We start from the raw sequence: 25,494 nt of genomic DNA, 5'->3' as shown, positions 1-25,494 counted from the left end.
TTCTCGTGGAGTGGGCGTTCGGACTGGTCGTGCTGGTGTCGGGGGCGGTGGCGTTGGCCGCGGGTGCGCGGCGGCTGGGGCTGGGTGAGCCGTTCGTGCTCACCGTGGCCGGGGTGATCGCGTCGTATCTGCCGTTCGTGCCGGAGTTCGACATCGAACCCGAGCTGGTGTTGCTGGGGTTGCTGCCGCCGTTGTTGTACACGACCGCGATTCGCACCTCGCTGGTGGATTTCCGGCCGAAGAAGACCTCGATCACGCTGCTGTCGGTGGGGTTGGTGTTGTTCAGCGCGTTCGCGGTGGGCGCGGTGGTGTATTGGCTGCTGCCGGTGCCGTTCTCGGCGGCGGTGGCGATCGGGGCGATCGTGGCCCCGCCGGACGCGGTGGCGGCCACGGCGGTGGCGCGGCGGGTGGGGATGCCGCGCCCGATCGTGACCCTGCTCGAAGGTGAGTCGCTGTTCAACGACGCGACCGCGCTGGTGACCTTGCGGACCGCGGTGGCGGCCATGGCGGGCAGTGTGACGCTGTGGGAGGCGGGCGCGGATTTCATCGGCGCGGCCGGAGGTGGCGCGCTGCTCGGTGTGGTAGCGGCGATGGTGCTGGCGTTCCTGCGCCGGCGCATCAGCGACCCGGTGCTGGATACGAGTGTGTCGCTGCTGGCCCCGTGGATCGCGTACCTGCCGGCCGAGGCGGTGCACGCCTCGGGGGTGATCGCGGTGGTCACCTGCGGGCTGATCCTGGGTCACGGCGCCCCGCAGTGGCAGAGCGCGGCCTCGCGCATCGCCGAGCACACCAATTGGCGCACCATCGCATTCATTCTCGAGTCCGCGGTGTTCCTGCTGATCGGGCTGCAGGTGCGCCATCTGGTGGAGGCGGCCTGGCACAGCGATCTGCCGCACACGACACTGCTGCTGACGTGTGTGGCGGTGCTGGCCACGGTCATCGTGGCGCGCCCGATCTGGGTGTTCCCGACGACGTATCTGACCTGGCGGTTCGCGGGCCGCCGCCACGGCAAACCCCGCCCGCAGTGGACCGGCCCGGCGGTGGTGTCGTGGGCGGGCATGCGCGGGGTGGTGACGCTGGCCGCGGCGCTGCTGCTGCCCGCCGACACCCCGGAGCTGGCGACCTTGCAGCTGGTGGCGGTCGTGGTGGTGGGCGGAACGCTGCTGCTGCAAGGACTCTCGCTGCCGGCGCTGGTGCGGGTGCTGCGCCTACGCGGACCGAGCCAGGCCGAAGACCTGCTGCAACAGGCGAATCTGCTGCAGCAGGCCACCTCCGCGGGGTTGAAGGCGCTCGAGGAGAACATCGCCCCGGAGACTCCCCCGGATGTGGTCGACGCGCTGCGCAACCGGGTGGTGGTGCGCGCGCAGGCGGCGTGGGAGTTGCTGGGCCGCTCGGAATCCCAGCGGGTCACCCCCAGCGGTGAATACCGGCGACTGCGGCTGGCGATGCTGGCCGCCGAACGCGAGACGGTGCTGGGCATCCGGGATTCGGGGCAGGTCGACCAGGAAGTGCTGCAGGCGGTCATGTCGACCCTCGACATCGAGGAGTCGACCATCGACCGCATCTCCGAGGCCGACGAGGACGACGGCACTGTCCTGGCGTCCCCGATCACCGCCGGGGCCTGCGAGCATCTGCGCGAGGCGCCGTGTGTGCGGGTGCCCGACACCCCCGACGCCTGCGGCGAATGCCTCGACGAGGGCCTGGTGTGGGTGCACCTGCGCATGTGCCTCGAGTGCGGTCATGTCGCCTGCTGTGACTCCTCGCCGGGCAATCACGCCACCAAGCATTTCAACGACACCGGCCACCCGGTGATGCGCAGCGTCGAGCCGGGTGAGTCCTGGCGCTGGTGCTACCTGGACGAATTGCTGGGCTAGCGCGGCGGTTTCACCCACCCCTTGACTTTCCCACCGGGAAAGTGGAGTCTTACTTTCCAAGCAGGAAAGTGAAGGGGTCATCATGGACGGCATCACTCCCGATCAGGCGCGCGCCGCGCTCGACGCCGCCGGACACGCACGTCGGCAGGTGGCCGACGAGGTCGGCCTGCCGCGCGGGTACTGGTGGGCGATGGCGGGCGGCTGGGTCACGCTGGGACTGCTCGGGGATTTCGGGCCGCCGTGGCTGATGATCGTGGCGACGCTGGTGTTCGGCGCCGGACATTCGGGCCTGGCGTCGCGGTTGCTCGACGGGCGCCGGCGCACCGCGGGCATCCAGGTCAGTACCGCGGTGGCCGGGCGGCGCACCCCCCTGGTCGTGATCGTCATGCTGCTGGGGCTGGTCGGGCTGACCGTCGCCGCGGCGCTGGCCCTGAACGCCGACGGCGTCGAACATCCGCGCACCTGGTCGGCGGTGCTGATCGCGGCGATCGTCGGGTTCGGCGGGCCGGAGATCCTGTCGGTGCTGCGACGCTGGGCACGCGCGTGAGCGGGGCGCGGTTCGACGAATTGATCCATCCCAGTACGCGTTTGAACCTGGTGGCGACACTGGCGGCCGCGGACTGGGCGGAGTTCGCCTACCTCAAGGACCGGCTGAGCCTGTCGGATTCGGCGCTGTCGAAACAGCTTTCGACGCTCGAGGAGGCCGGCTACGTCGCCACCGAGCGCCGCCTGGAAGGCCGCCGCCACAAGCTGCGCGCGCGCCTGACCGCCACCGGGCGTGCGGCTTTCGACGGCCATATCGCGGCGCTGCGCGAGATCGTCGCCGCCGCTCCCCCACCCGGGCCGCGCTAGTTGCGGTCGGCCATCGCCCGCGCCGACCAGCGCACCGCGTAGGCGACCACGAAGCAGGGCAACGACAGCAGCGTGAACACGACGATGGCGAGCACGAAACCGCTGAGCCCGCCCACGATCCAGGCTTCCAGGTCGGGGTTGCAGCCGGATTGGAAGCCGGGCACGGCGGCGCAGTCGTGGAAGGAGCGCGGCCCGGAATAGCGGCCCCACAGGGTGATCGCCACCCAGACCGCGATCGCGACGAGGGCGTTGAACAGGTATCCGGCGCGCACCAGTTTGCGCACGAAGATCAGCGCGCCGAGCTGGTCGGCGTAGAGGCTGTCGGCGATGTCCTCGCCCACGCCCAGATGGTGTCCCCATTCGGAGGGTTCGACGGGTTCGGGAGCCCGGGCGGGGGCCGGGTTCTGCACGGACAGACTGCGAGCCATCATCGGCGGTCCTTCTGCGAGGGAATCGAACGCCCGTGATCATTCCAGCGCTGTCCGTTTCGCGAAGTCTTTGTGCCGGAATCCTGTCGGTCTTCACAGCCGCGGCCGCGGCGGGAGCAGACGGCGTCGCCGAAGCGGGGATCGGATCCGCCTCGGCGACGCCGGGTTTCGCGCGGCCTCGCGGTGGTGCGGGGACGCCGGTGCGAGCCTCGGGGAAGCGGGCTCGCCGCGGTCCTGCCGCGAGGAGGCGCCTGCGCGTTTCGCCCTCTCGCGGATCCGGACAATCGGTACGGTAGCGGGCCGTTAGCTCCTGAGCCAGCCGAGGAGCGGAATTAGGGGATCACTAGGGGCTGTGGCGTTTTCGCTTCAACCGCGCGGCACCGGAGGGTTGCGGGCTCCGGCGGAGTACGGCACGGCTTGGCCGAATCCGCAACGAGTACCGCGATATTCGCGTGTCGGGTCCCCTGTACGCAGACACTGCCTATATGCGCCAATGGCGTCGCAGGTTCCTCATTCACCCGCTCCTCTGGGGAGATGATCGACGATGATTCGGTCACGAAAGCCGGTTCTCACCGCATGCACCACCTTCGCCGCGGCGGCCGCGGCCCTGGTGCTGGCCGCACCCGACGCCGGGGCGTACGTCACCAGCGTCAGCGTGTCCAGCGGCACCAGCATCGGCGGCGGCTACGGCACCAACTGCTCCTACACGATCACCGTGAACGGCAGTCCCAACGAATATGTGTGGATGTACGACAGCGCCTCGGCCACGTTCAATCCGCAGCAGTTCAGCCTGGGCAGCGGCGGCAGCGCCACCGCGAGCTGGACCCCGACCTCCACGGGCACCCACTACGTGCAGGCCTGGTCCTACAACGGCTCGCAGTACGCGGTGCTGACCGTCAATACCGGCATCAATCTGGGCAGTGCCTGCTTCGTCACCGGCTGAGCGCACCACCCGGCGGGTCGTCGCGATCGCCCGGCTCCGGTGCCGGGTGTGCGTGCCGGCCCGGCACCGGCATTACTCTTGACCCGGTGCAGACCGAGCAACCGCCTTCCGACGCCGAGCCCCGCATCTGGGGTGGCACGACGCTGACCGAACGCCGGGAGGCGCGCCGCGCCGCGCTGCTCGAGGCCGCACTGGATCTGATCGGGGAATCGGGGGCGGGCGCGGTCACCATGCGCGCGGTGTGCCGGCGCGCGGGACTGACCGACCGCTACTTCTACGAATCCTTCGCCAGCCGAGACGAACTGCTGGACGTGCTCTACCGCCAGATCGCCGAGGAGTTCCTGGATCCGATGACCGCCTTCGCCGTCGGCGATGATCCCGACCGCGATCGCGCGCTCTCGGAAGCGCTGGTGGACAAGGTCCTCGAAGATCCGCGCAAATCGCGGCTGTTTCTGGTGGAGCCGTATTCCTCGACGGGACTGGGCCAGACCACCATCGCGGTGATGCCCACCTTCACCCGCCTGATCCAGGACCACCTGTTCGCCCACGTGCAGGATCCGGTGCGCCGGCGCCTGGCCGCGGTCACCATGGCCTCGGGCAATGCGGGGATGTTCTCGGCCTGGCTCAACGGCACCCTGCGCGCCACCCGCGAGCAGATCGTGGATCACCTGGTGGCCACCATCGACGCCTACCGCGGGGTCTATCGCGACTGAGGCCCGGCCTCGGCGCCCAGGGTCGGGTTGCGGCCGTGGGTGATCGCCAGCTCGAGCAGGCCCGGGAAGCGGGCCTCGAGGTCGGCGGTGCGCAGCCGGTTCATCCGGCGGGTGCCCTCGTCGCGCTGGGCGATCACCCCGGCCTCGCGCAGGGTTTTGAAATGCCCGCTCTGGGTGGATTTGCTGACCGGTAGATCGAAGGTGGCGCACGCCAGCTCCGCGCCCTGTGCCGCGGCCAGGCGGGCCACGATGGAAAGCCGCACCGGGTCCGAGAGCGCGGCCAGCACGGTGGTGAACCGCAGCTGATCGCGGGCGGGGTGGGTCAGTTCGGTGGCGGTTCGGCTTGCCATGGGCTTCAGCCTAATCCATATGTTCACAATTTCCGAACATCCTGTTATGTTCGGAATTATCGAACATGTTTGGGTTGGGAGGAACGCATGACCGTCGAGGAATCGATCACAGTCGGCGCCGCGGGCGCTGGGGCACAGCATGATTCACCGGTGGGGAGCCGAACGAGATTCTGGGGCAGCGCCTATGCGCTGCTGATCCTGTTGACCGGCACCAATATTCCGACACCGCTGTATCACGGCTACGCGCAGCGCTTCGGGATCTCGGCGCTGACCACGACGCTGGTGTTCGCGGTCTATGTCGGGGCGCTGATCCCCTCGCTGCTGATCGCGGGCCCGGCCTCGGATGCGCTGGGACGGCGGCGGATTCTGTTGCCCGCGTTGGGGTCGGCCGCGGCGGGCAGTCTCGGATTCGCACTCGCCACCGATGTCGGGTGGCTGTTCGCGGCGCGGATCCTGCAGGGTGTGGCGCTGGGTGCGGCCTCGGGCACGCTGACCGCGGCCATCACCGAGCTCGAGCCGCGCGGTGATCGCCGCCGCGCGGCCCTGGTCGCGGCGGTGGCCACCGCCGGCGGCATGGTGGCGGGTCCGCTGATGGGGGCGCTGGTGGCGCAATATCTTCCGGACCCCTACGTGACACCGTTCGTGGCGCACCTGGTGTTGCTGGCGCCGGCGGTGATGGTCGTGGCGGGGCTGCCCGAGACCGGTGTCCGCACACCGTGGCGACCGCGCCGCCCGAGTATCCCGGCCGGGATGGGCCGCACCTTCGCGACCGCGGGTTCGGCGACCTTCCTGGGTTTCGCGGTGGTCGGTGTGTCCCTGACCCTGATCCCCACCTACGCGGCCACCCTGTCGGGCAGCACCAACCTGGTCATCGCCAGTGCCGCCGCGGCCCTGCTGCCGGTGACCTGGGCACTGGCGCAGCTGGCCGGTTACGGCCGATCCGAACGGGCACTGGACCTCACCGGGCTGCCGCTGCTGGCGGCCGGACTGGTGCTGCTGGCGGTGGCCGGCGCCGTGTCCTCGCTGTGGTTGCTGCTGGCCGCCGCGGCCCTGGCCGGGGCCGGGCACGGGCTGGTGTTCCTGTCGGGCCTGACCGCGATCAACGCGGCCGCCCCCGCCGAGCGCCACGCCGATGTCATCTCGACCTATTTCGTCATGGCCTACTGCGGCACCGGCGGCCCGGTGATCGGAGTCGGCCTGCTGGCGGGCACGACCGGCTTGCTGTCGGCGGTACAGATTTTCGGTGCCGCCGTCGCGGGCCTGTGCCTGCTGCGACTCGGGGCGCGGGTCGCGCTCGACCACCCGCGAATCCTCGTGTCCCGCTGAGTATTACGCCGGTTGCACGTCGAAGGGCAGCGTGAGGTAGTGGGCCGACCGGGTCGTCGCCCGGCCCGGTCCACGATCGGCTGCGTGAACTACTGCGGGGCTGGGAAGCCCTGCAGGTAGCCATGATCGGCGACGCCCTCGAGGCGGGCGAGCGGCCCCCGACACCCCGCCGCAGCTGCGGGCCTACGAGCCGGACGCCCTGAGTCATGCCGTGGTGACCCGCGCACGTCTGCTGGATGCGCCCACCGCCGTCGCCCCTGCTCGCGCGGCACTGCCGGCCCGGCTGTGTCCACCGCCACCGATCCATCGGCATCCGCCGGACCGATAGCGACCGCGCTCACGCCGAGTTGCCGATCGCGGCGGGCGGGTGTTTACTCGTCCCCGCAAGGTGCCGTCGTTAGCTGAGGCTCCTTCACGGATACAGGCCGGCGATCCCGAACGTCGAGAGACGCCCCGGATCAGGACAGGTTGCCCCGAGTTAAGGGGCCGCCCCGACCGGCTCCTACCCCCGCGGGTGGGTTTACGCCGTGGAGTGCTGAAGGTCTTACGAGGGGTGGTACCCGTTCCGGCGATTTCCCGCTGGTCCCACCCTGTGCGGCAGTCCTTGCCTACTGCGTCGAGGAGGTGGTGGTCGTGCCCGGTGGACCGGATCGAAGTCCGTTAGCCAATCGTTCACTCGGCGACACCGCCGCAATCCTCTGTCCGCTACCGCGCTGGCTGTAGCGTCCGATTGCGAGTGCGCCGTCCTCCCTTTTTGTTCGGAGATCGCAATGACCACGTGGGAAATGCTGCTGCGCCTGGGTACCGGTGTCGGGTTGGGTGCGGTGATCGGGTTCGAGCGCCAGTTCCGGGCTCGGATGGCCGGGCTGCGCACCAACTCGCTCGTCGCCGCCGGGGCGACACTGTTCGTGCTGTTGTCGGCGCACGGGTTCAACGGCGCCTCCGCGGACCCGACTCGTGTTGCGGCACAGATCGTTTCGGGTATCGGGTTCCTGGGCGCGGGTGTGATCCTGCGTGACGGGTTCAATATCCGGGGCCTGAACACGGCCGCGACGCTGTGGTGTGCGGCCGCGGTGGGTGCGCTCGCGGGTGCGGGCATGTATTCGACCGCGGCGGCGGGCACGGTGGCGGTGGTGGTGGTCAATACCGCGCTGCGCACGGTGGCGCGCACGGTGGATCGCCCGATCACCGACGGCCCCGAGGCGGTGGAGGCGCTGTATGCGTTCACCGCCGACACCGACGACGCGCACGAGGCGCATGTGCGGGCGCTGCTGGTGCAGTCGTTGACGCGCACCGATTTCCGGTTGAACTCGATCTCGAGCCACGACACCGCCGAGGGCCGGGTGCAGGTGCGCGCGGAGCTGACCGGGGATCGCCGTGACGATCGGCAGATGGAGGCGGCGGTGAGCCGGTTGAGCCTCGAGCCGTCGGTGACCAGTGTGGGCTGGCGCACGGTGCCCGCGCCGGTGGAGGTCGAGCAGTGAGCAGCGCGCTGCGGTCGTATCCCTCGCGGGGGGCGCTGGATCGGCCGCGTTCGCGGTGGGCCGATGTGGCGGTGTTCGTGGGCGCGGCGATCCTGATCTGGGCGATTGTGAAGGTGTCGGCGGGCATGCATGTGCCCTTCGACGAGAATGCCGCGCCCACCACCATTTCCACCGATCCGGCCGAGTTGCCCTATTACGCGGCGCGTTCGCTGTTGCGGATGATGATCGCGCTGGGTGCGTCGATCATCTTCACGTTCGTGTTCGCGACCGCGGCGGCGCGGCTGCCGCGCGCGGACAAGGTGCTGCTGCCGATCCTCGACATTCTGCAGTCGGTGCCGATCCTGGGTTTCCTGTCGGTGACGATCACCGGGTTCATCGCCTTGTTCCCGGGTTCGTCGCTGGGCCTCGAGTGCGCGTCGATCTTCGCGATCTTCACCTCGCAGGCCTGGAACATGGCGTTCGCGTTCCACCACAGTCTGGTCTCGCAGCCGCGCGAGCTCGATGAGGCGTCGCGGAATCTGCGGTTGTCGCGCTGGCAGCGGTTCTGGCGGGTGGATGTGCCCTCGGGGATGTTCCCGCTGGTATGGAACGCGATGATGAGTTTCGGTGGCGGCTGGTTCTTCGTCTCGGCGTCGGAGGCGATCAGCGTCGACAACCGCAGCTATGTGTTGCCGGGCATCGGCTCCTATGTCGCGGTGGCCACCGCCGACGGCGACGAGTCCAAGGTGGCACTGGCGATCGTGGTGATGATCGTGATGGTGATCGGGCTCAATATCGTGTTCTGGCGGCCGATCACGGTGTGGGCGGAGCGATTCCGCATGGAGGACACCGAGTCCGCCGACGCCCCGCGCAGCCTGATGCTGGATCTGTTGCGCCGCAGCCACATCCCGGAGCTGCTGGGCCGGGTCTTCGGTCCGCTGGTGTATCCGATCGACCGGTTCATGCGGGTGTTCGGGCTGGCCGAGCATCCGCTGTATGTGCCCCCGGTGCGCCGGCGCGCCGCCGATGCGGTGTTCACGATCGTGGTCGCGGCCGCCCTGGCGGCCGGCACCGTGGCGATGGTGCGCTATATCGAGGGTTCCGCCGGTTTCGGGGAGGTCGCCCACGCGTTGGGGCTGGGCCTGATCACGTTGGGCCGGGTGGTCGTGCTGCTGATCTTCGCTACCGCGGTGTGGGTGCCGGTCGGGGTGTGGATCGGGTTGAATCCGCGGGTGTCGCGGCTGGCGCAGCCGATCGTGCAGGTGCTGGCCAGTTTTCCCGCGAACTTCCTGTTCCCGCTGGTGACCGGGGTGCTGGTGGCCACCGGGGCGAGCCTGCAATGGGCGGCGATCCTGCTGATGGCGTTGGGCGCGCAGTGGTACATCCTGTTCAACGTGATCGCGGGCGCGGCGGCGGTGCCCACCGATCTGCGCGAGGCGGCGGCCAATCTGCGCCTGCCGCGCCGATTGTGGTGGCGCACGCTGATCCTGCCCGCCATCTTCCCCAGCTTCGTCACCGGCGCGATCACCGCCGCGGGTGGGGCGTGGAATGCCTCGATCGTCGCCGAGATCGTGCAGTGGAAGGACACCACCTTGACCGCGACGGGTTTGGGCGCCTACATCGCCGAGGCCACCCGTGACGGGGACTGGCCGCGCATCCTGATCGGCGTGCTGGCCATGAGCGCGTTCGTCGTCGGCATCAACCGTTTGTTCTGGCGTCGGCTCTACGCCCTGGCGCAACGCCGCTACTCGCTGTGAAGGGAACCCTGCCATGACCACTGAATCCTTGGCCACCGGCGAGGTCCTGATGGAGCTCTGCGATATCGACATGTCCTTCACCGGCGCCTCGGGTGAGCGGCTCAATGTGCTCGATGCGGTGAATCTGCAACTGCGCGAGGGCGAGATCGTGGCGCTGCTGGGCCGCTCGGGGTCGGGCAAGTCGACGCTGCTGCGGTTGATCGCGGGCCTGCTGGCCCCGACCAGCGGGCAGGTCACCTACCGGGATGCGCCGTTGCGGGGCGCCAATCCCGGTGCGGCGCTGGTGTTCCAGTCCTTCGCGCTGATGCCGTGGCTGACGGTGCAGGACAATGTGGAGCTGGGTCTGGCCGCGCGCGGGGTGGCGCCGGCAGCGCGACGTCAGCGCGCGCTCGAGGCGATCGACCGGATCGGTTTGGACGGTTTCGAGACCGCCTACCCCAAGGAGCTGTCCGGCGGTATGCGCCAGCGGGTGGGTTTCGCGCGCGCCCTGGTGCTCGAGCCGGACCTGCTGCTGATGGACGAGCCGTTCTCGGCGCTGGATGTGCTGACCGCGGAGAACCTGCGCACCGAGCTGGTGAATCTGTGGTCCACCAAGGACTTTCCGACCAAGTGCGTGTGCATCGTGACCCACAACATCGAGGAGGCGGTGCAGCTGGCCGACCGGGTGATGGTGCTGGGGTCGAATCCGGGCCGCATCATCGCCGAGATCGCGGTGGACGCCCCGCGCCCGCGCGATCGACGCGCCCCTGGTTTCGAGGCGCTGGTGGATCAGATCTACGGTCTGCTCACCGGGCGCGACACCGAGATCTCCACCGCCCCGGTGGATACCTCGACCCCGTTCGCGGTGCCGCTGCCCGATGCCTCGGTGGGCGGGATCGCGGGTCTGCTCGAGCTGGTCTACGGCAACAGCGGCCGCGCGGATCTGCCGGTGGTGGCCGATGAGCTCAACTTCGAGCTCGATGATCTGATGCCGTTGGTCGACGCGGCCGCGCTGCTGGGTTTCCTGCTGGTGGAATCCGGTGATGTGATCCTGACCAATGTGGGCGCGAACTTCACCAACGCCGACATCCAGGCCAGCAAGGCCGTTTTCGCCGCGCAGGCGCGCCGGCGGGCTCCGCTGGTGCGCACCATCTGTTCGGCGCTGGTGGGTTCGCCGGATGAGACGGTGCGCGCGGATTTCATCCTGGATCTGCTCGAACGTGGCTTCTCCGACGAGGACGCGCGCCGCCAGCTGGAGTTGGCCATCGAGTGGGGCCGCTACGCCGAGTTGTACGACTACGACACCGATTCCGGGCGTATCACCGCCGACCCGGCCGCGGATCTGCGCGGCGCCTGAACACCGCTCACACCATGGCCGTGGGCACGACGGTGGTCAGGCCGCCGTCGACGAGCAGGTCGACCCCGGTGATGTAGGAGGCGTCGGCGGAAGCCAGGAACGCCACCGCGGCGGCGACGTCCTCGCTGGTGCCCACCCGCCCGGCCGCCACCAGCGACGCGGCGGCGGCCCGGGCCTCGGGGGTGAGTTCGGCGCGGAAGGCGGGGGTGTCGATGTAGCCGGGGCTGACCGAGTTCACCCGGATCCCGCGCGGCGCCAGCTCCGCGGCCAGGGTGCGCGCCAGGTTGTGCACCGCGGCCTTGCTGGCCGAATACAGCGCGGCCCCCGCCGCCCCGCGATGCAGCGCGAACGAGGCGTTGATGACGATCGCGGCCCCGGCGCCCAGCAGCGGCAGCGTGTGCTGCACGGTGAAGAACGCGGCTTTGACGTTGATGGCGACCACGCGATCGAACTCGGCCGCGGTGACCGCCGAAACCGGCTGGAACGCACCGATTCCCGCGTTGGCGAACACCACGTCCAGGCGCCCGAACCGCTCACCGGCCACCCGCGCCAATGCCTCGAGCTCCGCGGCGTCGGTGGCGTCCCCGGCCACCCCGAACGCCCGCTCCCCCAGCTCGGCGACCGCCGCGTCGAGCCGGGTCTTGTCGCGCCCGGTGACGATCACCCGCGCCCCTTCCGCGATCAGCCGCCGCGCGGTGGCCAACCCCATCCCACTGCTGCCGCCGGTGATGAGCGCGATCTTGTCGGTGTACCGGAATCCGTTGTCTGTCATGGCTTCAGCCTGCCGAACCCGGCCGCTGGCAAACAGTGCGCAGTGATCGTGGGTGTGCCACCACCACCCTCGAAGCCACGCCAGGGCTCGGCTGGGCGCGCTCGGTCCGGAGGGGGAGGCCGATCTCGATCGTCTCGAGCAGCCCGTCGCGGCATGCCTCGCCGATGGCACCTGTCTGCACCTGCTGGCCGAGGTGCCGGAGCTGGACGGTGTTCCGCAGATCGGCACCTTCGTCACCGACGCGGTCGTGGCGGCCCGGGGGTCGGACACGCAGGAGTCGGTGCGGTGGGGTTCACGCCGGTGGGGCCAGGCGTAGGCGGTGCAGGTGTTCGAGGCGTCGGCTGGTGTCGTGGCCGGGGCGGGGGTTGTAGAGGACCAGGTGGCGGTCGGGCTGGTCGGCGAGGGTGAGGGTGGTGGTGTCGAAGTGGAGCTCGCCGACTTCGGGGTGGTGCAGGGCGTTGACGGCCTGGGTGGGGGTTCCGACGTCGTGGCGCGACCACAGGCGGGCGAATTCGGTACTGCGGGTGCGTAGTTCGGTGATGACGGCGGTGAAACCGGGGTCGGCGGGGCAGCGCGCGGAGTCGGCGCGGTAGGCGGCCACGACCGCGGGCGCGGCGGCGGACCAGGTGTCGTGCAGGGCCAGGTAGCGCGGGTTGGTGAAGTAGGTGACCAGGCAGTTGGGGGTGGGGGTGTCGTAGCCGAAGACCGCGTGGGCGATGTCGTTGTGGGCCAGCACGTTCCAGTAGCGGTCGCGCAGTACGGCGGGGCGGGTGCCCCACGCGTCGAGCAGGTTGCGGGTTTGCGCGTTGATGGCGGGGCCGGAATCGGCGGTGTGGCAGGGCGGGTTGAGTCCGGCGAGGGTGTAGAGGTGGCCGCGTTCGGGTGCGGTGAGCCGCAGTGCGGTGGCGACGGCGTCGAGGACCTCGGCCGAGACGGTGATGTCGCGGCCCTGTTCGAGCCAGGTGTACCAGCTGACGCCGACGCCGGCGAGCATGGCCAGTTCCTCGCGGCGCAGGCCCGGGGTGCGCCGGCGTCCGGCGGCGGGCAGTCCGGCCTGTTCGGGGGTCAGGCGGGCGCGCCTGTCGCGCAGGAACTCTCGCAGCTGTTCTCGGCGCCGGCCCACGGTGTTCATACCTCACGCTAACAATCACGGCGGTCCGTTTCGTCCGGGCGGCGGTTAGCATGTGACCGGATTCGGGTCTCGAGGGGGGCGGATGCGGCAGATTCTGGTGGCGGCGATGGTGGCGCTGGCGGTGTCGATCACGGTGACGCCGTTGCTGATCCGGGTGTTCACCCATCGCCGGTGGGGCCAGCAGATCCGTGCGGACGGGCCCGCGACGCATCTGACCAAGCGCGGCACCCCGACCATGGGCGGTATCGCGATCGGCATCGGGGTGTGGGCGGGCTATCTGGCCGCGCACCTGGTGGGCGTCTACTACGAGGGGACCGGGCCCAGCGCCTCGGGTCTGCTGGTGCTGGGTCTGGCGACCGCGCTGGGCGGGGTCGGGTTCCTCGACGACTACATCAAACTGTCCAAGCAGCGCAGTCTCGGGTTGACCGCGTCGGGCAAGTTCCTCGGGCAGCTGTGTGCCGCGGTGATTTTCGGGGTGCTGGCGCTGGGGTTCCGCGGCGGGGGCGGGCTGAGCCCGGCCAGCAAGCACGTCTCGATCGTGCGTGACATCACCACGGTGTCGATGGGGTTGGCCGGGTTCCTGGTGGCGGCCGCGGTGCTGGTGGTGGCGTGGTCGAACGCGGTCAACATCACCGACGGCCTCGACGGGCTGGCGGCGGGCTCGATGGGGTTGGCGCTGGGCTCCTATGTGCTGATCACCTTCTGGCAGTACAGCCATTCGTGCGCGCTCAGGGCGGTGCCGGGCTGCTACACGGTGCGCGATCCGCTGGATCTGTCGATCGTGTGCGCGGCGGCGGCCAGTGCGTGTGTCGGATTCCTGTGGTGGAACGCGGCTCCGGCGAAGATCATCATGGGTGATACCGGTGCGCTGGCGCTGGGTGGTCTGCTGGCCGGGTTGTCGATCACCAGCCGCACCGAGCTGCTGATGATCGCGGTGGGGGCGTTGTTCGTGGCCGAGATCCTGTCGGTGTTGTTGCAGGTGGTCATGTTCCGCACCACCCGCACCCGGTTGTTCAAGATGGCGCCGTTCCATCATCATTTCGAGCTGACCGGCTGGGCGGAGACCACGGTCACGATCCGGTTCTGGCTGCTGGCGGCGATCGCCTCGGCGACGGGGTTGATCACCTTCTACGGCGAGCACCTGTCCACGATCGGCTCGCAGCTGCCCTGAAACGCGCTGTGGCCCACCCGGAATCGAGATTCCGGGTGGGCCACAGCGTTTTTCGTTCAGCGTTTTTCGTTCAGCGTTTTTCGTTCAGCGTTTTTCGTTCACTGCCTCACGGCATCGAGTGCCTCACCGCACTCAGTGCACCACGACCGGTGCGGCGTCCTCGGCGGGCACGGCCGGTTTGGCGCGCGGCAGGAAGAACGCCGGGATCAGCGTGGCGACCAGGATGCACAGCGACACCACGAAGGTGTGGGCGAAGGCCTTGGCGGCGAGGTCGAATCCCTCGCTGAGCAGCGTGTGCGGCAGGTGGGCGAGCTGGTCGCTGTAGCGCGAGCCGATGGCCGCGTTGGCCAGGGAGGGATCCTTGGCTCCCGGCGGCACCGGCACCCCACGCGAGCCGAGCGTGTCGCCCCGGTTCTCCAGACTGGTCAGCACCACCGAAATGGTGGCGGTGCCGATGGATCCGGCGGTCTGGTTGACGATGTTCATCAGGGTCGAGCCGCGCGCCACCTGGGCGTGGGTGAGCGTCTGGATGGCGGCGGTCATGGTCGGCATCATGGTGCAGCCCATGCCCAGACCCATCACGAACAGCGCCCCGCACAGCGCCGCGTACGGGGTGGTGGCGCTGACCTGGGTCAGAAACGCCATGCCCGCGCTCATGACGACGATGCCGGTGAGCACGATCTTGCCGGGGCCGATCTTGTCGACGAGCCGGCCGGCGATGGGCATGGTGAGCATGGCGCCCAGGCCCTGGGGGGCGATGAGCAGACCGGCCATGAGGGTGGATTCCCCGCGCACCTGCTGCAGGTAGCTGGGCAGCAGCAGACCGGATCCGAAGAACGCCATGGCGAAACACACCATGGTCAGCACCGCGAAACGCAGCGAGCGGTTCTGGAACAGGTGCAGGTCGATGAGCGGGTGTTCGGTGCGCAGCGCGTGGAACACGAACGCCACCAGCAGGATCAGTCCGATCACCGCGGGGATGAGGACCTTGGCCGACTTGACGGTGCCCTCACCGGGAATCGAGGACACGCCGTAGAGGAAGGCCGCCAGGCCCGGTGAGGCCAGCAGCATGCCGACGAAGTCGAACGTCTGTGAGGGTTCGGGGTTGTCGCGCGGGAAGACGATGAACGCCAGGCTCAGCGCGATGATGCCGATGGGCACGTTGATCAGGAAGATCCAGTGCCAGGAGAACGAGTCGATGAGCCAGCCGCCCAGGATGGGTCCCATGATGGGGCCCAGCAGCATGGGCACGCCCAGCACGGCCATGACGCGTCCGATGCGCTGCGGGCCCGCGGCGTGGGTCATGATCGTCATGCCCAGGGGCATGAGCATGCCGCCGCCCAGGCCCTGCAGGACGCGGAAGGCGATGAGGGACTCGATGTTCCAGGCCGTGGAGCACAGCACCGAGCCGAGCACGAAGAACACCAGCGCCATCATGTAGAGGCGTTTGGTGCCGAATCGGTCGGCGGCCCAGCCGGTCAGGGGGATGACGCTGGCCAGGGCCAGGGTGTAGCCGGTCATCGACCAGGCGGCGATGGCGGTGGTGGTGTTGAAGTCGTGCTGGAAGGTGGGGATCGCTACGGTCACGACGGTCACGTCGAGGATCGACATGATGGCGCCGAGCACCACGACACCGGCGATCTTCAAGACGCCGATGTCCAGCTTGTCGTCGGCGGAATCGGCCGCCGCGGTATCCGGAGGGGTGGTCACCGCTTCAGCCTGCCAGCCGGTCGGTGACGAAACCAGCACATTTTGATGTCGGCGCGGGACGGCATCGTGGCAGCCACCGCAGCAGCCGTGCACGGGGGCGGCCGTCGTCGTGCTCGCGCGGGTTCGCCGCGTCCCGGGCACCGGCGCGACCGCGCGCTTCGAGTGCGCGCCCATCACCCGGAACCGGTTGCGCCACATCGCTTCTACCGTGGGATCCGGTGGGATCCACCACCCTCGCAGGAGTGTTCACGAGCGGGTCCTCTCTGCCGTGCGGGATACGCCTGGGAGCCGGACCAGCCGATCATACCGAGCGGTAGCAATCCTCTGGCAATGTGTCGGCGTCGCCGATCACCCCGGCTCACGCGCGTACGCTGGCGTTTTCAGGCAGTCCTTCCCGAGGAGTTCGCGCGCGATGACCGACCCCGTGGTGGGTTTGACCGGTACGCTGACCTCGCCGATCCGGGGGAAGGGATCCCTCGGCGAGGTGCGCATCGCCATTCGAGGGGGAACCGAGCTCTACATCGCCCGTGCCGAGGAACCCCTCACCGCCGGCGCCACCGTGCTCGTGGTGGCCGCGCATGCGGGGCGGCTGGTCGATGTTGTTGCGTGGATTCCCCTTCCGGGCGATCGATAGGTCGAGAGATCTTTTTCACCGACGCGAAGAGGGAGACAGCGATGCTCGGATACCACGTGCCCGATCCGGACGAGGCGATGCTGGTCAGCGGTGGCCGCCACGGCGGCAAGGACGGCGGCGCGCCGTTCAAGGTGATCATCGGTCACGGCACCTGGGTGGTGCCGCTGTTCCGCAAGGTGCGGTATCTGTCGCTGGCGATGTTCGAGGCCGAGATCGGTGAACGCTGTGTCACCAAGCAGGCCATCCAGCTCGATGTGCGGGCGGTGATCGCGTTCAAGGTCGCCAACGACACCCAGTCGATCGTCAATGCCGCCCAACGGTTCCTGTCCGAGCAGGAGCGGGAGATGAGCGTGCTGACCGGGCGCATCTTCTCCGGGCACCTGCGCTCGATCGTGGGCTCGATGACGGTCGAGGAGATCATCCGCGAGCGCCAGAAGCTCGCCGACGAGGTGCTGGTGGCCTCGAAGGTGGAGATGAGCAATATCGGGCTGTGGGTGGACTCGTTCCAGATCCAGCACATCGACGACGGCAACCTCGGCTACATCGCCGCCCTGGCGGCCCCGCACAATGCCGCCGTGCAGCGCGACGCCCAGATCGCCCAGGCCGCCGCCGCGCAGCTCGCCGCCCAGGCCGAGCAGGAGTCCCAGCGCAAGCAGGCCGAGTACCAGCGCGAGACCGCGATCCTCAAGGCGCAGTACCAGCGCGACATCGACAAGGCCAATGCCGAAGCCGCGCAGGCCGGTCCGCTCGCCCAGGCCAACGCCCTGCAGGAGGTGCTCGCCGCGCAGGCCGAGCAGGCGCGCAAGCAGGCCGAGCTGCGTGAGCAGCAGTTGCAGGCCGAGGTGGTCAAACCCGCTCTGGCCGAGGCGGATCGGGTGCGCATCCTGGCCGAGGCCGAGGCCGACCGCACGCGCATCCAGGCCGAGGCCGCGGCGTCGAACAACCGGATCGCGTTGGATCAGCTGCTGATCGAGCAGTTGCCCGAGATCGTCAAGCAGGCCTCGGCGGGGCTGTCGAAGGCGAATCTGACCGTGCTCAACGGTCCCGACGGGGTCTCCGAGATCGTCAACGGGATGGTGGGCCAAGGCTTGACGGTCTTCAATTCGTTGCAAAAGGCACTTTCTTCCAACAATGATCAGGCCGCGGACTAGAGTGGCCGTCTGAGAGGGACGCGGCGACGAGGAGCGGGTGTTTAGGTGTCCATCGGGAAATTGGTGTCGTTCGATAGTTCTCGGGGTTTCGGGTTCATTCGGCCCGAAGACGGCGGTCCGGATGTGTTCGTGCACGTCAACGACATCGGGCTGGACGAGGACGAGCTGCGCCAGGGGCGGGTTTTCGAATTCGATGTGACCGAGGGTGATCGCGGGCCCAAGGCGATCAACTTGGCGGTGGTGCCGGGGCAGAACGCCCCGGCGGTCCGGCACAAGAACAAGGATCATCGCGGGACGTCGCTGTTGAGCGCGGCCGAGCATCGGCGGTTGATCACCGAGTTGCTGCTCGACGCGTCGCCGCAGCTGACGGCCGGGGAGATCATCACGATCCGGGATCGGCTCACCAGCTTCGCGGATCAGCACGGGTGGCTGGAAAACTGACCGGTTCGCATTACGATCGGTTCCGGGTCCACCGCGAACCTCAGGAGGTCGTGTGCAACTGCCCGTCATGCCGCCGGTGAAACCGATGCTGGCCAAATCGGTCTCCGAACTGCCCCGCGAACCGGGGCTACTGTACGAGCCGAAATGGGATGGCTTCCGCTGCATCGTTTTTCGTGACGGCAACGAGATCGAACTGGGGTCGCGCAACGATCGGCCGCTGACCCGGTATTTCCCCGAACTGGTGGAACTACTGGGCGCGGCGCTGCCGCAGAAGTGCGTGGTGGACGGGGAGATCGTCGTCGTCACCGAGAACGGACTGGATTTCGACACCCTGCAGAACCGGCTGCATCCGGCCGCCTCCCGGGTGGCGAAGCTGGCCGAGGAGACTCCGGCCAGCTTCGTCGGCTTCGATCTGCTGGCCCTGGGCGAGGAGGATCTGACCGACCGGCCCTTCGCCGAACGGCGACGGATACTGGAATCGGTGCTCGACGGCCGGTTTTCGCGCGCGCACCTGACCCCGATCACCGGCGATGCCGACACCGCCGCGGACTGGTTCACCCGCTTCGAGGGCGCCGGGTTCGACGGGGTGATGGCCAAGGCGTCGGATCTGCCGTATCTGCAGGACAAACGCGTGATGCTCAAGATCAAGCACGAGCGCACCGCCGACTGTGTGATCGCCGGATTCCGCTGGCACAAGGACGGCCAGGGGGTGGGTTCACTGCTGCTGGGGCTGTTCGACGAGGAGGGCAACCTCCACCATGTGGGGGTGGCGTCGAGTTTCACCGCCGCGCGGCGCAAGGAGCTGGTCGAGGAGCTGGAACCGTTGCGCGCGGGCGCCCTCGAGAATCATCCGTGGCGTTCGTGGGCCGATGCGGCCGCGCAGGCCAAGGCCGACGGGAAGATGCCCGGCGGGGTGAGCCGCTGGACCGGCGGCAAGGATCTGTCGTGGGAGGCGTTGCGTCCGGAGCTGGTGGCCGAGGTGCGCTATGAGCATGTGATGGCCGGGCGGTTGCGCCACGGCGGCCGGTTGGTGCGCTTCCGCACCGACCGCACTCCCGAGTCGTGCACCTACGCCCAGCTCGACGAGGTCGCCCCGGCCGAGCTGGCCGATATCTTCGCCGAGGCGAAAGGGTCCGCGCGGTGAGTGATTCGCTGGATCTCGCGGTGGCCGGGCACACGGTCACGATCAGCAATCCGGGCAAGGTCTACTTCACCAAACGCGAGGAAACCAAGCTCGATCTGGTGAATTACTATCTGGCCGTGGCCGATCCGATCATGCGGACCATCGGCGGTCGCCCGGTGCTGCTCGAACGCTACCCCGACGGGGCCTCGGGCAAATCCTGGTTCCAGAAGCGGGTGCCCAAATCGGTGCCGGACTGGCTGCAGACCACGGTCGTGTCCACCCCCAACGGCACCGAGTCCGACGCCCTGGTCGCGGTCGACATGGCGCACATCCTGTGGGCGGTCAACCTGGGCTGCTTGGGTTTCCACGTCTGGCCCACCCACGCCGGCGCCGAGGCCGCCTCCACCTTCCCGCCGGTGCACGACGCGGCCGGAAACGTGCTGCCGCCCACCGGGGTCACCGACGAGCTGCGCATCGATCTGGACCCCTCCCCCGGCATCAGCTTCGAGGATCTGCGCGCGGCCGCCTTCCGGGTGCGCGAATTGTGCGCCGAGCTGGGCATCGACGCCCGCGTCAAAACCTCCGGCTCACGCGGCCTGCACATTTACGCTCTGCTGCAACCGAATTGGGACGGCTACCAGGTCCGTGCGGCCGCGGTGGCGCTGGCCCGCGAACTCGAACGCCGCCACCCCGACGAGATCACCGCGGCCTGGTGGAAGGAAGAGCGCGGTTCCCGGGTGTTCGTCGACTTCAACCAGAACGCCCCCCACAAAACGGTTTTCGGTGCCTGGTGTGTGCGCCCGAAGGTCGGCGCACAGGTCTCGACCCCGATCTCCTGGGAGGCGCTGGATGCGATCGTGCCCGACGAGCTGACCATCGCCACGGTGCCCGCCCGCGTCGCCGAGTTGGGCGACCCGTGGGCCGACCGCACCCCGCAGTCGATCGCCCCGCTGCTGGAGATGTCGGACAAGGACATCGCCGCGGGCCTCATGGATGCCCCCTGGCCCCCGGTCTATCCGAAGATGCCCAATGAGCCCGCGCGCGTGCAGCCTTCCAAGGCCCGTAAGGACACCGGCGGCGAATAACGCTGCGCCGCAAGCTTGTCCGTTCCGATACCCCGGTCCACTGGCGATCACCGACCGGCGTTGGCACCCTGTATTCGAAGCATGTTCGAAGGGGGGATCGTCATGGTGAAGGTGCGGCGCAGGCAGGACGCGGAGATCACGTGGTTCCTGCGTGGACTGATCTGGATCGCGGTCGCGGCGGGCATCGTCGTCGTGGCCGTGCACCTGGGCAACGCGAGGTCACCGCAACGACAGCACGTGCCTGCCGATCCGATCACGTTGCTCGGTGAGCTGTGGAGCGGGCAGTTGCGCTGGCCGGGTGCCGCCACCGGGGTCGTGGCCGGGCTGGCCACGCTGATCGGAGTCGGGCTCGTGGTCCGCGCGGTGACCGGTGCGCGGCGGGCACGCGCGCGCCACAGCATCGATGCCAAGGCCGGGTTCATGGGAACCGGCAAGGCCCTGCGACCCTTCACCGCGGCCGGGGTCACGGAAGTGGCCCGGGCACTGGATGTCCCGGTCCATTCGTTGCGGTCGCCGGGGCGGCCGCGCACGGTCGCGGTGCCGGGCATCGCGATCGGCACGGCTGTCGCCGATGGTGAACCGCTGTTCGGCTCCTATGCCGACCTCCACCTCGATATCTGGGGCCCGCGGCAGGGCAAGTCGGCGTGCCGGGTGATTCCGGCCATCCTCGATGCGGTGGGACCGGTCATCGTGACGGCCTCCCACCGCGATGTCGTCGACGCGACCCGGGATGTGCGCGCGGCCGAGGGCAATCCGGTGTTGGTGTTCGATCCCCAAGGTATCGCCGGTGACGAGCCGCCGGACTGGTATTGGGATCCGATGGCCTGGGTCGATCGCAGTCTGGTGCGGGCCACCCAGCTGGCGGGCCATTTCGCCGACGCGCTGACCGGTATCGACGATCGTGACCACCTGGACCTGGACGCCGAGGAGCTGCTGGCGGCCTTGTTCCTGGCGGCGTCGGTGGATTGCCGATCGATCCTGCAGGCGTGGGAATGGGCGGCCAATCAGATCGATACCGAGCCGGTGGAAATCCTGCGCCGCTACGAGCACCATCGTGCGGCCAGTGGGCTGGCCGCGCTCTACAACGCTGATCCGTGGCGTCGCGACCGGGTTTTCGCCCATGCCACACGGATGATCCGCTGTCTGAAGTTCCCCGAGGTCCATCCGTGGGTGACCGCTGGCGGAAACCGGATACGGTTCGACGAACTGGATCTGCTCGAGCGGAACGGGACGCTGTATTCGCTGTCGGTGGCGGGCCGTTCGTCGGCGGCGCCGTTGGTCAGCGCGCTCACCGAAGCCGTCCTCGAGGTCGCGATCCGCAAGGCCGCGCACAGTCCTCGTGCCCGGTTGCCGATTCCGTTGCTCGCGGTGTTCGACGATGCCGCGAACGTGGTGGCCTGGAACGATCTTCCGCAGCGATACAGCGCGCTGGGTGCACACGGGATCATCCTGATGACCGTGTTGCAGTCCTGGGCGCAGGGCGTGCGCTGCTGGGGGCACGGCGGGATGAGCGAATTGTGGTCGGCGGCCACGGTGAAGGTGATCGGCGGCGGTGTCGACGATGTGCCGTTCCTGCGTGAGCGGGTCGAAGGGATCGGAACCCACGAGGTGCACTCGCGCACGGTGTCGTTGTCGACCAAGGGTTTCGGCTATTCGACCGCGATCTCGGCCGAGCACACTCTCGGGGTCTCCGAACTGCGGTCGTTGCCGCGGGGGCGGGCGGTGTTGTTCGCCGCGGGCACACCGCCCGTGCTGATCAGAACCGATCCCTGGTGGACCGGCGAACACGCCGACGCGGTCGAGCGGGCCCTGGCCGCGGTCCGCGGGCCGCAGTCCCGTACCACGATCGATGATCTGATCGGCCCGAGTCCGCTGCGGCCCGGCGTCTTCGGCCGCGACGGCGGTGGCGACGAGCAGACCGGCACCATCGAGGAGGTCCGGCCGCTGTGACGGTGTACCGCACAGGTCAGGCGGCTCCGACGGTGCGGCGTTCGATTTCGCGGGCGGGCACGCGGGCCGCGCGCAGGATCAGGTGCAGCAGCGGGACGGCGAAGGTTTGGTCGAGCAGGCTCCACCCCAGGGCCATGCGGTTGTGGACGAAGCCGACGGAGATGCCCGAGACCGGGTCGACCCAGCCGGTGGAGCCGAAGGCGCCCATGTGGCCGTAGCCGCGGGGGGCGCGGGCGGCGGGCAGGCTGTGATAGCCCAAGTGCCAGAACGGGACCAGCAGTGAGTGGTCGATGCGGTAGGTGCGCACGCGTTCGAGTTCGCGCACGGTCGCCGGGGACAGGAACGGGCGGCCGTCGACGTATCCGTCGCAGGCCAGCGCGCTGTACATCCGGGCCAGGGCGCGCGCGGTGCACACGGCGTTGCCGGCGGGCAGGGCGGTGTCGAGGATGGCGGGGTTGGTTCCGCGGAAGATCGATTCCAGGCCGGGGACGTAGATCGAGGACAACGGGTCGCGCAGCAGGCGGGGCAAGCGCGGGACGAGGGTGGCCACCGGTGCCGGGATGTCGCGTTCGGCAAGGGTTTTCACCGAGCCGACCAGGTCCGCGCCCAGGGTGCGGGCTCCGGCGGGCGGGGCGCCCAGGTGGATGCCGTCGACGCCGAGGGGTTCGGCGATCTCGCTGCGGTAGAGCGCGGCCATGTCGCGGCCGGTGATGGCGCGGGCCAGTCCGGTCATGAGCCAGCCGATGGTCAGCGCGTGGTAGATCGGCCTGCCCAGCAGGTGGTCGGGTTTCGCGGCGGCCAACCGGTTTTCCATGAGTTCGTGGTCGAGGACCTCCGCGGCGGTGGTGGCGGGCAGGGCCGACAGGCCGGCGCGGTGGCTGAGCAGCTCGGCGACGGTGATCGCGGATTTGCCGCCTGCGCCGAATTCGGGCCAGTACTGCGCGACGGGGGCGGCGTAGTCGAGCATGCCGCGGTCGGCCAGGCGGTGCAGGACGGTGGCCGAGACACCTTTGGAGGCGGAGTAGATCATGGCGCCGGTGTCGGCGCTCCAGGGCGTGCCGGCGGTGTCGGAGGCGCCGGCCCAGACATCGACGACCGGTTCGCCGTGCCGGTAGACCGCCAGGGCGCCGCCGTTGGTGGCGCGGTTGGCGAAGATTCGGGCGAAAGTGCGTACGGCGGAGGCGAATCGGGGGTCGGCGAAACCGCTCACCCCGGTGGGCAGTCCGGCAGCGGCGGCGGAGCTGGAGGTCGTCATCGATTCACGGTAACCGCGGCACACCCCACGAACAAGGTGTGTCTGGGACAATTTTCGCCCGGTGGGGTGCGGTCGGGTTGTCGGTGGCCTCTGCCACCATGAGGGCATGGATCCGGTGTTCTTCACCAACGCGGCCGCCTTCGACACCTGGCTCGAGGCCGATCACGCACGCCCGGAAGGGCTGTGGATCCTGATGGCCAAGAAGGGTTCGGGCATCGCGTCGCTGAGCGAGGACGAGGCGGTCGATGTCGGATTGTGCTGGGGCTGGATCTCGGGGCAGCGCAAGGGTTTCGACGCCGGACACTATCTGCAGAAGTATGTGCCGCGCCGCCCGCGCAGCCAATGGTCGCAGGTCAATGTCGACAAGGTCGCGGCCCTGACCGCGGCCGGGCGCATGCGCGAGCCCGGTCTGGCCGAGGTGGCCGCCGCCCGCGCCGACGGACGCTGGGCGGCGGCCTATCCCTCACAGTCCGCGTTCACCGTGCCCGAGGATCTGGCCGCCGCGCTCGCGGCGCACCCGCACGCGAAAGCGTGCCTACCACGCCCTGGACCGGACCAGCCAGTACGCGATCGCGCTGGAGCTGTACCGCGCACGCACCCCGAATACCCGGGCTTCACGACTACGGAAGGCGCTCGAGGGCCTCGAAACCCGGTGAAACCGGCTCAGTTCAGCCGTTCCGCCAGCAGGGGCGCCAGCGTGCGCAGCACCGACAGGTAGTCCTCGCTGATGACCTGCGCGGCGACGTGATCCGCGCCCGCGCGCACATGCTCGGCGAGCCGGTCGGCGATCTGGTCGGCGCTGCCGTGGGCGACCACGGCGTCGATGAGGCGGTCGCTGCCGGGCTGGGTCAGATCGTCGGTGTCGAAACCGAAGCGGCCCAGGTTGTTCACATAGTTGACCAGGCCCAGGTAGTAGCCGGCCTTCTCGCGGCCGGCCGCACGCGCCCGCTGGGCGTCCTGGTCGAGGACCACCTTGTGCTCGACGGCCAGCAGCGCGTCCGGGCCGAGAATGCCGCGCACCTCGGCGGTGTGCTCGGGCACGGTCAGATACGGCAGTGCCCCGGCGGTGCGCTCGCGTGCGAGCCTGGCCACCCGCGGACCCAGCGCCGCCAGCGCGCGTCCCTGCTGGGGGACGCCGTGGGCGTCGAGCACATCGAGGTAATTCATCAGCGCGTCATAGGGTTTGGTGAACGCGGCGGTGTGTTCGCGGTGTCCGACACCGATACCGAGCAGGAACCGGCCGGGGAATTTGTCCTCGAGCCGCAGGTAGGTCCGTGCGGCGACCTCTGGCCGTGAGCCCCACACGTTGACGATGCTGGTGCCGACCACGATCGAGTCCGAGCCGGCCAGCAGCTGCTCGTAGCCGTCCCAGTCCGCCGGTGGCGAGCCGCCCAGCCAGACCGCGCCGTAGCCGAGTCCTTCGAGCTCGGCCACCGTTTCAGGGGTGAACTGCGTGTAGAACTGCCATGCACCGAACTTTCCGACGTTCTCGAATGCCATATCGACGGCCAACAGCTCATGATCGGTCGGCATTCCCGGCGTCGTCGAACTCGGCGCGCGCGGCCAGTACCTGGTCCATGTGACCCTCGGCCCAGTGCTGCAGTCCCGAGAGCACCGGCAGCAGGCTGTGGCCCAGCTCGGTGAGCCAATAGTCCACGCGCACCGGCACTTGCGCGGTCATCTGGCGGGTGACCAGGCCGTCGCGTTCGAGGGTGCGCAGGGTCTGGGTGAGCATCTTGTTGCTGACCGAGGCGACGATCGCGCCCAGTTCCCCATAGCGCAGCGGACCGGACCCGAGCGCGGCCAGGATCAGACACACCCACTTGTCGCTGATGGTGTCGAGCATCTGATGGGTCGGACACGCCGCGAGGAAGGCGTTGTAGTCGACCCGGGCCTGTTCGCGCCGCTGGGCCGCGGTGGTGGTCGTCACCACAGGTTCAGCGGCCCGCACCCCACAGCGCATTCCCGCTCACGGCAGCGGGTTTCGGCCATTCCCCGCCCCACAGGCCGCCCGCCGCAGCCGCCGGT

26 protein-coding genes and 1 riboswitch are annotated in these 25,494 nt (G+C 69.1%); of the genes, 18 read left to right on the top strand and 8 right to left on the bottom strand.

The genetic code is table 11. The features are described 5' to 3' along the window. The first annotated feature begins 5 nt into the window (after positions 1–5). The 3 genes from GPX89_RS14860 (at position 6) to GPX89_RS14850 (ending at position 2,726) form a co-directional block, all read left to right on the top strand. Positions 6–1,874 carry a Na+/H+ antiporter gene (locus GPX89_RS14860; RefSeq protein WP_328601836.1) on the top strand — a complete coding sequence of 623 codons (1,869 nt, stop codon included), beginning with the start codon at positions 6–8 and terminating at the stop codon, positions 1,872–1,874. 82 nt (positions 1,875–1,956) lie between these two features. Further along, positions 1,957–2,421 carry a hypothetical protein gene (locus tag GPX89_RS14855; RefSeq protein WP_157387983.1) on the top strand — a complete coding sequence of 155 codons (465 nt, stop codon included), beginning with the start codon at positions 1,957–1,959 and terminating at the stop codon, positions 2,419–2,421. Further along, a complete protein-coding gene (locus GPX89_RS14850) occupies positions 2,418–2,726 on the top strand; it encodes a transcriptional regulator (protein ID WP_328601835.1) in 309 nt (102 codons plus the stop codon). The genes GPX89_RS14855 and GPX89_RS14850 overlap by 4 nt, the downstream gene beginning before the upstream one ends. On the opposite strand, the gene GPX89_RS14845 is transcribed toward GPX89_RS14850, so the two are convergent. Further along, complete coding sequence (locus GPX89_RS14845; RefSeq protein ID WP_157387982.1) at positions 2,723–3,157, bottom strand: hypothetical protein; 435 nt, start codon at positions 3,155–3,157, stop codon at positions 2,723–2,725. The genes GPX89_RS14850 and GPX89_RS14845 overlap by 4 nt on opposite strands. Before the next feature lie 541 nt (positions 3,158–3,698). Between GPX89_RS14845 and GPX89_RS43820 the strand changes: the two genes are divergently transcribed. Both GPX89_RS43820 and GPX89_RS14835 read left to right on the top strand, forming a co-directional pair. Next, positions 3,699–4,097, top strand: a complete 399-nt coding sequence (locus GPX89_RS43820; RefSeq protein WP_198347436.1) for a hypothetical protein — start codon at positions 3,699–3,701, stop codon at positions 4,095–4,097. A gap of 86 nt (positions 4,098–4,183) precedes the next feature. After that, a complete protein-coding gene (locus GPX89_RS14835) occupies positions 4,184–4,810 on the top strand; it encodes a TetR/AcrR family transcriptional regulator (RefSeq protein WP_328601834.1) in 627 nt (208 codons plus the stop codon). On the opposite strand, the gene GPX89_RS14830 is transcribed toward GPX89_RS14835, so the two are convergent. Continuing rightward, positions 4,798–5,160: an ArsR/SmtB family transcription factor gene (locus GPX89_RS14830; RefSeq protein WP_157387980.1), complete on the bottom strand. Its 363-nt coding sequence runs from the start codon at positions 5,158–5,160 to the stop codon at positions 4,798–4,800. The two genes, GPX89_RS14835 and GPX89_RS14830, sit on opposite strands and share 13 nt — an antisense overlap. Before the next feature lie 87 nt (positions 5,161–5,247). Between GPX89_RS14830 and GPX89_RS14825 the strand changes: the two genes are divergently transcribed. The 4 genes from GPX89_RS14825 (at position 5,248) to GPX89_RS14810 (ending at position 11,042) form a co-directional block, all read left to right on the top strand. Further along, on the top strand, positions 5,248–6,486 hold the full coding sequence (locus GPX89_RS14825; RefSeq protein ID WP_157387979.1) for an MFS transporter: 1,239 nt from the start codon (positions 5,248–5,250) through the stop codon (positions 6,484–6,486). 386 nt (positions 6,487–6,872) lie between these two features. Next, positions 6,873–7,048, top strand: a riboswitch (M-box (ykoK) riboswitch). Between the two features lie 208 nt (positions 7,049–7,256). Continuing rightward, positions 7,257–7,970 carry an MgtC/SapB family protein gene (locus tag GPX89_RS14820; RefSeq protein WP_157387978.1) on the top strand — a complete coding sequence of 238 codons (714 nt, stop codon included), beginning with the start codon at positions 7,257–7,259 and terminating at the stop codon, positions 7,968–7,970. Then, positions 7,967–9,706, top strand: coding sequence for an ABC transporter permease (locus tag GPX89_RS14815; RefSeq protein ID WP_328601833.1), 1,740 nt, complete (start codon positions 7,967–7,969; stop codon positions 9,704–9,706). The genes GPX89_RS14820 and GPX89_RS14815 overlap by 4 nt, the downstream gene beginning before the upstream one ends. 13 nt (positions 9,707–9,719) lie before the next feature. After that, positions 9,720–11,042: an ABC transporter ATP-binding protein gene (locus tag GPX89_RS14810; RefSeq protein ID WP_157387977.1), complete on the top strand. Its 1,323-nt coding sequence runs from the start codon at positions 9,720–9,722 to the stop codon at positions 11,040–11,042. Positions 11,043–11,049: 7 nt separating this feature from the next. Here GPX89_RS14810 and GPX89_RS14805 read toward each other — a convergent pair whose 3' ends face one another. Beyond that, positions 11,050–11,814: a glucose 1-dehydrogenase gene (locus tag GPX89_RS14805; RefSeq protein WP_157387976.1), complete on the bottom strand. Its 765-nt coding sequence runs from the start codon at positions 11,812–11,814 to the stop codon at positions 11,050–11,052. Between the two features lie 52 nt (positions 11,815–11,866). Between GPX89_RS14805 and GPX89_RS14800 the strand changes: the two genes are divergently transcribed. Continuing rightward, the gene (locus tag GPX89_RS14800; protein ID WP_157387975.1) at positions 11,867–12,130 is read left to right on the top strand and encodes a hypothetical protein; all 264 of its coding nucleotides are present in this window, start codon (positions 11,867–11,869) and stop codon (positions 12,128–12,130) included. Here GPX89_RS14800 and GPX89_RS14795 read toward each other — a convergent pair. Next, on the bottom strand, positions 12,107–12,946 hold the full coding sequence (locus GPX89_RS14795; RefSeq protein ID WP_157387974.1) for a helix-turn-helix transcriptional regulator: 840 nt from the start codon (positions 12,944–12,946) through the stop codon (positions 12,107–12,109). The genes GPX89_RS14800 and GPX89_RS14795 overlap by 24 nt on opposite strands. 82 nt (positions 12,947–13,028) lie before the next feature. On the opposite strand from GPX89_RS14795, the gene mraY reads away from it, so the two are divergent. Beyond that, a complete protein-coding gene (gene mraY, locus GPX89_RS14790) occupies positions 13,029–14,117 on the top strand; it encodes a phospho-N-acetylmuramoyl-pentapeptide-transferase (protein ID WP_157387973.1) in 1,089 nt (362 codons plus the stop codon). A 132-nt stretch (positions 14,118–14,249) separates the two neighbouring features. Here mraY and GPX89_RS14785 read toward each other — a convergent pair whose 3' ends face one another. Continuing rightward, on the bottom strand, positions 14,250–15,827 hold the full coding sequence (locus tag GPX89_RS14785) for a DHA2 family efflux MFS transporter permease subunit (RefSeq protein ID WP_328601832.1): 1,578 nt from the start codon (positions 15,825–15,827) through the stop codon (positions 14,250–14,252). 412 nt (positions 15,828–16,239) lie between these two features. Here GPX89_RS14785 and GPX89_RS14780 point away from each other — a divergent pair, with 412 nt between their 5' ends. From GPX89_RS14780 to GPX89_RS14755, 6 genes are all read left to right on the top strand, one after another. Then, entirely contained in the window at positions 16,240–16,461 is a 222-nt protein-coding gene (locus GPX89_RS14780; protein WP_157387972.1) for a hypothetical protein, read from the top strand. A 41-nt stretch (positions 16,462–16,502) separates the two neighbouring features. Beyond that, complete coding sequence (locus GPX89_RS14775) at positions 16,503–17,612, top strand: SPFH domain-containing protein (protein ID WP_157387971.1); 1,110 nt, start codon at positions 16,503–16,505, stop codon at positions 17,610–17,612. A 45-nt stretch (positions 17,613–17,657) separates the two neighbouring features. Then, a complete protein-coding gene (locus GPX89_RS14770) occupies positions 17,658–18,053 on the top strand; it encodes a cold-shock protein (RefSeq protein ID WP_328601831.1) in 396 nt (131 codons plus the stop codon). Between the two features lie 52 nt (positions 18,054–18,105). Then, positions 18,106–19,197: an ATP-dependent DNA ligase gene (locus GPX89_RS14765; protein WP_328601830.1), complete on the top strand. Its 1,092-nt coding sequence runs from the start codon at positions 18,106–18,108 to the stop codon at positions 19,195–19,197. Further along, complete coding sequence (locus GPX89_RS14760; RefSeq protein ID WP_328601829.1) at positions 19,194–20,261, top strand: DNA polymerase domain-containing protein; 1,068 nt, start codon at positions 19,194–19,196, stop codon at positions 20,259–20,261. The genes GPX89_RS14765 and GPX89_RS14760 overlap by 4 nt, the downstream gene beginning before the upstream one ends. 81 nt (positions 20,262–20,342) lie before the next feature. Then, on the top strand, positions 20,343–22,211 hold the full coding sequence (locus tag GPX89_RS14755; RefSeq protein WP_157387970.1) for a type IV secretory system conjugative DNA transfer family protein: 1,869 nt from the start codon (positions 20,343–20,345) through the stop codon (positions 22,209–22,211). A gap of 16 nt (positions 22,212–22,227) precedes the next feature. Here the strand turns inward: GPX89_RS14755 and GPX89_RS14750 are convergent, their stop codons facing one another. Then, positions 22,228–23,466, bottom strand: coding sequence for a serine hydrolase domain-containing protein (locus GPX89_RS14750; protein WP_235947143.1), 1,239 nt, complete (start codon positions 23,464–23,466; stop codon positions 22,228–22,230). A gap of 106 nt (positions 23,467–23,572) precedes the next feature. Here GPX89_RS14750 and GPX89_RS14745 point away from each other — a divergent pair, with 106 nt between their 5' ends. Further along, positions 23,573–24,184 (top strand): YdeI/OmpD-associated family protein, encoded by a 612-nt coding sequence (locus tag GPX89_RS14745; protein WP_198347435.1) that lies wholly within the window; start codon positions 23,573–23,575, stop codon positions 24,182–24,184. Here the strand turns inward: GPX89_RS14745 and GPX89_RS14740 are convergent. Then, positions 24,130–24,999 (bottom strand): LLM class F420-dependent oxidoreductase, encoded by an 870-nt coding sequence (locus tag GPX89_RS14740; RefSeq protein ID WP_235947141.1) that lies wholly within the window; start codon positions 24,997–24,999, stop codon positions 24,130–24,132. The two genes, GPX89_RS14745 and GPX89_RS14740, sit on opposite strands and share 55 nt — an antisense overlap. Beyond that, positions 24,983–25,396, bottom strand: coding sequence for a winged helix-turn-helix transcriptional regulator (locus tag GPX89_RS14735; RefSeq protein WP_328601828.1), 414 nt, complete (start codon positions 25,394–25,396; stop codon positions 24,983–24,985). Before GPX89_RS14735 ends, GPX89_RS14740 begins: the two co-directional genes overlap by 17 nt. Positions 25,397–25,494: the final 98 nt, after the last annotated feature.

This window comes from Nocardia terrae (assembly GCF_009760405.1).
Lineage (GTDB): Bacteria > Actinomycetota > Actinomycetes > Mycobacteriales > Mycobacteriaceae > Nocardia > Nocardia terrae.
The sequence above is the reverse complement of the archived record's forward strand: the minus strand, read 5'-3'. Positions and strand labels throughout refer to the sequence as shown.